Origin of the sequence: Actinacidiphila sp. bgisy167, from assembly GCF_965342175.1 — a bacterium.
Classification (GTDB): Bacteria; Actinomycetota; Actinomycetes; order Streptomycetales; family Streptomycetaceae; genus Actinacidiphila.
Window position 1 is genome coordinate 1 of sequence record NZ_CBDRBL010000141.1, and the last position, 7,275, is coordinate 7,275.

General features: G+C 71.3%; 7 protein-coding genes. 1 reads left to right on the forward strand and 6 read right to left on the reverse strand.

The window, feature by feature from the left end:
* Window positions 1–64 precede the first annotated feature (64 nt).
* The 4 genes from ACRWND_RS29710 to ACRWND_RS29725 form a co-directional block, all read right to left on the reverse strand.
* Window positions 65–742 carry a uracil-DNA glycosylase gene (locus ACRWND_RS29710; protein WP_431954888.1) on the reverse strand — a complete coding sequence of 226 codons (678 nt, stop codon included), beginning with the start codon at window positions 740–742 and terminating at the stop codon, window positions 65–67.
* Window positions 743–773: 31 nt separating this feature from the next.
* On the reverse strand, window positions 774–1,859 hold the full coding sequence (locus ACRWND_RS29715) for a WD40/YVTN/BNR-like repeat-containing protein (protein ID WP_431954889.1): 1,086 nt from the start codon (window positions 1,857–1,859) through the stop codon (window positions 774–776).
* Window positions 1,860–2,010: 151 nt separating this feature from the next.
* Window positions 2,011–3,369 (reverse strand): FAD-dependent oxidoreductase, encoded by a 1,359-nt coding sequence (locus ACRWND_RS29720; RefSeq protein ID WP_431954894.1) that lies wholly within the window; start codon window positions 3,367–3,369, stop codon window positions 2,011–2,013.
* A gap of 140 nt (window positions 3,370–3,509) precedes the next feature.
* Window positions 3,510–4,088, reverse strand: a complete 579-nt coding sequence (locus tag ACRWND_RS29725) for a DUF305 domain-containing protein (RefSeq protein ID WP_431954895.1) — start codon at window positions 4,086–4,088, stop codon at window positions 3,510–3,512.
* 201 nt (window positions 4,089–4,289) lie between these two features.
* On the opposite strand from ACRWND_RS29725, the gene ACRWND_RS29730 reads away from it, so the two are divergent.
* Window positions 4,290–5,654, forward strand: coding sequence for an LVIVD repeat-containing protein (locus ACRWND_RS29730; RefSeq protein WP_431954897.1), 1,365 nt, complete (start codon window positions 4,290–4,292; stop codon window positions 5,652–5,654).
* Here ACRWND_RS29730 and ACRWND_RS29735 read toward each other — a convergent pair.
* Together ACRWND_RS29735 and ACRWND_RS29740 are read right to left on the reverse strand one after the other, a co-directional pair.
* A complete protein-coding gene (locus tag ACRWND_RS29735; protein ID WP_431954891.1) occupies window positions 5,645–6,283 on the reverse strand; it encodes a TetR/AcrR family transcriptional regulator in 639 nt (212 codons plus the stop codon). The genes ACRWND_RS29730 and ACRWND_RS29735 overlap by 10 nt on opposite strands.
* A gap of 167 nt (window positions 6,284–6,450) precedes the next feature.
* The gene (locus ACRWND_RS29740; RefSeq protein ID WP_431954893.1) at window positions 6,451–7,146 is read right to left on the reverse strand and encodes an HAD family hydrolase; all 696 of its coding nucleotides are present in this window, start codon (window positions 7,144–7,146) and stop codon (window positions 6,451–6,453) included.
* Window positions 7,147–7,275: the final 129 nt, after the last annotated feature.

Consider the following 7,275-nt stretch of genomic DNA (forward strand, 5'->3'; position numbering starts at 1 on the left):
CCCGCCTATCCGCGCAGACCTCTAAGGGGACGGCGAGGGGACGCGGGCGGTGGGCCTTCGGGTGTTACGGGATGCTCCAGTCCACGGGCTGGCTGCCCTGTCGGACCAGCAGGTCGTTCGCGCGGCTGAAGGGCCGGGAGCCGAAGAAGCCGCGGTCGGCCGACATGGGGGAGGGGTGGGCGGACTCGACGGCCGGCAGGTTCCCCAGCAGCGGACGCAGTCTGCGGGCGTCGGAGCCCCACAGGATGGCCACCAGAGGCTTTCCGCGCGCCGCGAGCGCGCGGATGGCCTGCTCGGTGACCGCCTCCCAGCCCTTGCCGCGGTGCGCCCCGGGCTTGCGGGGCGCGGTGGTGAGCGCCCTGTTGAGCAGCAGGACGCCCTGCCGGGTCCAGGGCGTCAGGTCGCCGTTGGAGGGCTGGGGCAGGCCCAGGTCGGTGTTCAGCTCCCGGTAGATGTTCTGCAGGCTGCCGGGCAGCGGCCGCACCTCCGGGGCCACCGAGAAGGACAGCCCCACGGCGTGCCCCGGTGTGGGATACGGGTCCTGGCCCACGATCAGCACCCTTACGTCGTCGAAGGGCTGCTGGAACGCGCGCAGCACGTTGCTCCCCGAGGGCAGGTAGGTGCGCCCCGTGGCGATCTCGGCGCGCAGGAAGTCGCCCATAGCGGCGATCCCCCCGGCCACCGGCTCCAGGGCCTTGGCCCATCCTTCTTCGACGATCTCGTTCAACGGTCGTGCTGCCACGGTGAGTCACTCTAGTGGCTCACACCGACACTCAGACCACGGCCGCCCGTACGCACAGGACGTCAGGCAGGTGGGAGGCGACGAGCCGCCAGGAATCGCCCTCGTCCGCGCTCGCGTACACCTCGCCGTTGCGGTTGCCGAAGTAGACCCCCACCGGGTCGGCGTCGTCCGTGCGCAGCCCGTCCCGCAGGACCACGCCGTAGTGCCTTTCCGTCGGCAGACCGGCGGAGAGGGCCGTCCACGAGGCGCCGGCGTCCTCGGTGCGGTGGATCCGGCAGCGGTACTCGGGCTGGTAGCGGTCGCCGCCGTCCTTGACCGTGGAGACGTAGGCGACGCCGCCGCGCCGGGGGTGGGTGGCGATGGCGAAGCCGAAGTCCGCGGGCAGGCCCTTGCCGATCTCCGTCCAGCTCGCGCCGGCGTCGTCGCTGCGGTACACCCCGCCGTGGTTCTGCAGATACAGCCGGTCCGGTTCCTCGGCGTCCCGGGCGATCTTGTGTACGCACTGCCCGAACTCCGGGTACGGGTCGGGCAGGAACTCCGCCTTGAGCCCGGTGTTGGACGCCGTCCAGCTCGCACCCCCGTCGGACGAGCGGTAGACCCCGCCGGAGGAGACGGCCGCGATCACCGCGTCGGCGTCGCGCGGATCGGTGACGACCGTGTGCACCGCCTGCCCGCCGAAACCGGCGCCCCACTGCTCGCGCTGCGGGTGCTCCCACAGGCCGCGCACGAACTCGAAGCTCACCCCGCCGTCGTCGGAGCGGAACAGCGCGCCCGGTTGCGTCCCCGCCCACACCAGGTCCGGGGCAACGGGACCGGCGGGCTGGAGCTGCCACACGCGCTCCAGGGAGGTGTCCGTGTCCTTCGGGAAGCGCACCGCGGGCCTCGCCGACTCCTCCCAGCTGCGCCCGAGGTCGTCGGAGCGGAACACCGACGGCCCCCAGTGCGAGCTGTCCGCGCCGACCAGCAGACGGGGCACCGCTCGGCGGGTGTCGATGCCCACCGAGTACACCGCCTGCATGGGGAAGTGCGGGCCGGTCAGCTCCCACTTGCCGGCGCCGCCCCGCCGTCCGAGGAACAGTCCTTTGCGCGTGCCGATCGCGAGTACGACGTCGTCCATGACGCACCTTCTCAGGGCCGTGGTGGGATATGGCGTGCATCACAGATTCTGCACCGCCCCACTGACAACCGGGCTGCGGCGCGCGTGCGGCCGCCCGGGCCGCCTCGGCGTGCGCGGGCCATTGGCCGGTCTCCGGATATGTCCCGCCACGTCACCGGGCGGGGCGGGCGGCTCCCAACAGCCCCTCCCAGTCGGGGATCTTCACGGTCACCCGGTCCAGCGAGCGTCCCAGCGCCGTCTCGGCGGCCTCGATGGCCTCCCACCCGTTCCATTCGACCGGGTTCTGCCCCAGTGCCCGCAGCCCCTCCAGCGGATCGGCGGCCGGATCGGCGACCGCGGCGCGCCGGGCCAGCAGTTCCCGCACGTCGGCGATCAGGGCCGTGGCCGTCTGCTTGGCGCACGGGCGGTTGGTGCCGATGACCCCGGTCGGCCCGCGCTTGATCCAGCCGGCGACGTACTCGCCGGGCGAGGGCGTGCCGTCGCGCAGCACACGGCCCTCCTCGTTGGGCACGACGCCGAGCCGGTCGTCGAACGGCAGCCCCTCCAGGGGCACACCGCGGTATCCCACCGAACGCAGCACCAAACCGGCCTCGATGTCCTCCAGTTCGCCGGTGCCGCGCACTCCGCCCTTCCCGTCCGGCGCCGTCCGCTCGAACCGCACCGCGGCCACCGCGTCCTCGCCGAGCACCGCCACCGGCCGCAGGAAGAACCGCAGATGGATGCGGCGGCGCCGGCCCGACGGAGGCCGGGATGCCCAGCCGCGCAGCACCTCGACATTGCGCCGGGCGACCGGGACGAGCCCCTGCGGATCGGCGTACGCGGGGTCGAGCGCCAGCTCTTCGGGACGGACGAGCACGTCCGCGTCGGGCAGGTCGCCGAGCTCGCGCAGCTCCTTGGTGGTGAACTTCGCCTGTGAGGGCCCGCGCCGCCCCACCATGTGCACGTCCGTGACCCGGCTGTCCGCCAGGGCCCGCAGCACCCCCTCCGGCACATCGGTGCGGCGCAGCTCCTCGGCGCCGCGGGCCAGGATCCGCGCCACGTCGACGGCGACGTTGCCGATCCCGATGACGACGGCCGAGCGGGCGCACAGCGGGAAGCCGCCGGAAGCCTGGTCGGGATGGGCGCTGTACCAGGAGACGAAGTGCGTGGCAGCACAACTGCCCGGGAGGTCCTCGCCGGGCACCCCCAGCCGGCGGTCGGTCGCGGCGCCGACGCAGTACACCACCGCGTGGTAGAGCCCCAGCAGCGCCTGCGGGGACAGGCCGGGTCCGCCGACGGTCACATTGCCCAGGAAGCGGATCCGCGGGTCCTCGAGGACCCGCCGCAGCGTTCCCTGGAGGGACTTGATCTTCTCGTGGTCGGGGGCCACCCCGTACCGGACCAGTCCGTAGGGGCAGGGCAGCCGGTCGAGGACGTCGACGGCGACGTCCGGCACCGACTCCTGGCGGGTCAGCGCCTCGGCGGTGTACACCCCGCTGGGACCTGATCCGACGACTGCCACACGCAGCACGGGCGCCTCCCCTTCGGCGAGGGCTGGGTTCACCTCGGCAGCCCGTCCCCACCCGAAACGGGCGGGATGGGCGGTCATGTCCAGCATCGCACCGCGGGGCCACCGGAGGGAGGCACCGGAGCGTGTCGCGGTCGGGGATGTCAGCCCATGGCCCGCATCCGGGCGATCTCGGCGCTCTGCTGAGCGATCACTTCGTTCGCCCACTCGCCGACCTGGACGTTGCGGCCGTGCGTGAGCACCTCCGTGGCCATCGTCACCGCTCCTAGGTGGTGGGTGATCATCAGGCGCAGGAACTGCCGGTCGAACTCCGCGCCGCGCGCCTGGCGCAGCGCCGCCAGCTGAGCCTCCGTGGCCATGCCGGGCATCTTGGAGTGGTCATGGCCGTGGGAGTCGCCGTGGGTCTTGAGCCAGGCCTCCATGACGTCGATCTCCGGTCCCTGAGCGGCGTCGATGCGTGCGGCGAGTCCGCGCACCTGCTTGTCCGAGGCATGGGTGTCGGCGAGGGCGGTCATGACGAGCGCCTGCTGGTGGTGGGCGATCATGTTCGTCACATAGGTGACGTCCGCCGCGTTCGGGGAGTCGTCGGGCAGCGCCTTGGCGGCTTCCTCCTGGGAGAGGGTGGTGGCCTTCTCGCCTGGTGCGCCCGGTGCGATCACGGATGGCGCGGCGGACGCGGACTCGCTTGCGGAACCCCCGTCGCAGCCGGTCAGGGCGAGCATCAGGGCGGCGGTCAGGGCCAGCACGGGCAGCGTCGCAACGCGATACGAAGAGAACACCCGTGCATTGTCATCTGTTGACGCGCACATGAAAAGGGTCATACTTCCGGGGTCTGTGTGAAGTTCATAAGCGAACGGACAAAAGGGAGAACCTTGGTGAAGCGCTTACGTTCAGCCCTCGCTCGCCCCGGACGACTGGCGGCCCTGGCCGCCGCGGCCGTCACCTTGTTCGGACTGGCGGCGCCGACCCCGGCGACCGCCGAGGGGAGTATCCCGGGCGTCGACGAGGTCGTCACGAGCGCCAACGTCCAGCACCTGGTCAACATACCCAAGCAGTCCCTCACAGGGACCAACAGCGACCTGGCGTTCCAGGGCAAGTACGCCTTCGCGGGCAACTACGACGGCTTCGTCGTCTACGACATCAGCCGTCCCACCAGCCCCAAGATCGTCAGCCAGGTCCTGTGCCCCGGATCGCAGAACGACATCTCGGTCTCCGGAAACCTGCTGATCCTGTCCACCGACTCCTCGCGCTCGGACAACTCCTGCGCGAGCACGAGCCAGCCCGCCACCGAGAAGTCCTCCTGGGAGGGCGTCAAGGTCTTCGACATCAGCGACAAGGCGCACCCGCGCTACGTCGCCGCCGTGGAGACCGCCTGCGGTTCCCACACCCACACCCTCGTGCCGGGCAAGCGCGACGTGTTCGTCTACGTCTCGTCCTACTCGCCCAGCGCCGCCTTCCCCGACTGCCAGCCGCCGCACGACGGCATCTCCGTGGTGAAGATCCCGCGCAGCCACCCGGAGAAGGCGGCCGTCACGGCCTTCCCCGTCCTCTTCCCGGACGGCGGCAACCCGGGCATCCCCGCCACCGAGACCCAGGCCCGGGTCAGTCAGACCACCGGCTGCCACGACATCACCGTCTTCCCGAAGCTGAAGCTCGCCGCCGGCGCCTGCATGGGCGATGGCATCCTGATGGACATCTCCGACCCCGAGCGGCCGAAGGTCCTCGACCGGGTCCAGGACGACGTCAACTTCTCGTTCTGGCACTCGGCGACCTTCAACGAGCGCGGAACCAAGGTCGTCTTCACCGACGAACTCGGCGGTGGCGGCGGCGCCGAGTGCAACGCCGCGATCGGTCCGAAGCGCGGCGCCGACGGCATCTACGACATCGTCCGCGAGCACGGCAAGCCCAAGCTCGTCTTCCGCAACTACTACAAGATCCCGCGCCACCAGGCCGACACCGAGAACTGCGTCGCCCACAACGGGTCGCTCATCCCGGCCAAGGGCCGCGACATCATGGTCCAGGCCTGGTACCAGGGCGGCGTCTCCGTGTGGGACTTCACCGACTCCGCGCACCCCGAGGAGATCGGCTACTTCGAGCGCGGTCCCATCTCGACCGACACCCTGACGCTGGGCGGCGCTTGGAGCGCCTACTACTACAACGGCTACATCTACTCGAACGACATCGCCAAGGGCTTCGACGTCCTGAAGATCTCCGACCGGCGCACCGACAGCGCCCGAGGTGTCCGGATCGCCGAGCTCAACGTCCAGACCCAGCCCGACTACCGCTGATCGGTGCCGGGTGACGGCGTTCCGCCGGGCGGCAGGTCGCCCGGCGGAACGCCGAGTTCCCAGGGCAGCCCGTAGCGCTGGAACAGATCGGCGCGCAGCCGCGCCGGCGGCATGCCCGCGCCCGGGATCAACTGCGCGAACACCGCGCCCATGAGCTGGGACCGCAGCATGCGGTAGTCCTGCTCCGGGTCCGCCGAACCCCATCGCCTCACGGCGTCCAGCAGCATGTCGCCCAGACGCTGCCGTTCCTCGCACTCGCTGAACCCGCCCGCGTGGAGGATGCCGGCCATGTGCTCCCGCATGACGACCGGATGGTGCAGGGGCAGGGCCAGGACGGTGTCGATCGCCCGGGCGAGCATCTCGCGGCCGTCGTCGGGGACGGGTTCGCGCGCCAGCGCCGCGGCGAGTTCGGTGTGCATCAACCGGTGCGCCGCCGCCTGCAGGAGTACCCGTTTGCCGGGGAAGTAGTACGACACCAGACCGCGTGCCGAGCCCGCGCGGTCGGCGATGTCCCCGAGTGTCGTCGCCTCGAAGCCGCGCTCCTCGACCAGTTCGACGGTCGCCTGCAGCAGCCGCTCCCGCGAGCGCCGGCGCATCGCTTCATTGACCGATGGTCGCCGAGGGGACACTGCTTTACTCCTGTCTTAACTGGCTCAGAGCCAATACACTCGAGGCGACCCCACGCGAGTGGCATGCTCATGTGGGGAACGGGGGTGAGGTGCAGGTACCCGGCGGCGCGGGGGACCGCCGGGTACCGCACCCCGCGTTCCGGCCGCCCGCCGGGTTCAGATTACGGTCACGCGGTCAGGCCGAGCACCGGCAGCAGTCCCGACGGCCGCTGCTCCACCGGCAGATGGTCCACCAGGTGGAGGGCGCAGCCCAGCACCGCCGCCCCGCCGTCCGCCCGCCGATCGTCCCCGACCATCGCGACCCGCTCCGGCTGCAGCCCCAATCCCTCGCAGGCGACGCGGAACAGCCGCGGATCCGGCTTCTGGACGCCGTGCTCGAAACTCAGCACGAAGACGTCTACCAGCGCCTCCAGACCGTGCGCCCGGAACACCGGCCGAAGGTCCCAGCCGATGTTGCTCACCACCGCCACCGGCACGCCCCGACGCCGCAACTCCTCGAGCACCTCCCTGGTATCGGGGTACGGCGACCAGGCGGCGGGCTCCATGTGCCGGTCGTACAACGCGGCATAGGCCTCCTCCCAGGGCAGTTCGGCCTCCCGCGCCAGAGCGGTGTACGCCGCCCGGTGGTGTTCCGCCGACAGGTCCCGCTCCCGCCACAGCCGCTCCAGCCGTGCCGGCACCCGCTCGGGGGCCGCCCCACCGGGAAGCCCTCCGGCCCGCTCGAGCCGCTCCGTGTACGCCGTCAACTCCGCCTCGCCGAGGACGATCCCCATCCGCTGCAGCACCGTGCCCAGCCAGTTCCGGGTGGGCTCGACCCGCAGCAACGTCCCCGAGAAGTCGAACATGCATCCCTTGATGGTCATGCCCGCCATCCTCCCCGACCCGCTCCAGGCCGGTCCCGCCGTTGCCGTAGAACGGCAGGCGTACGGCGGTGCGCGACAGGACGTCACAAGGTGACGCCCAGCAGCTCCCGGAAGGCTCGGGCCCCTAGC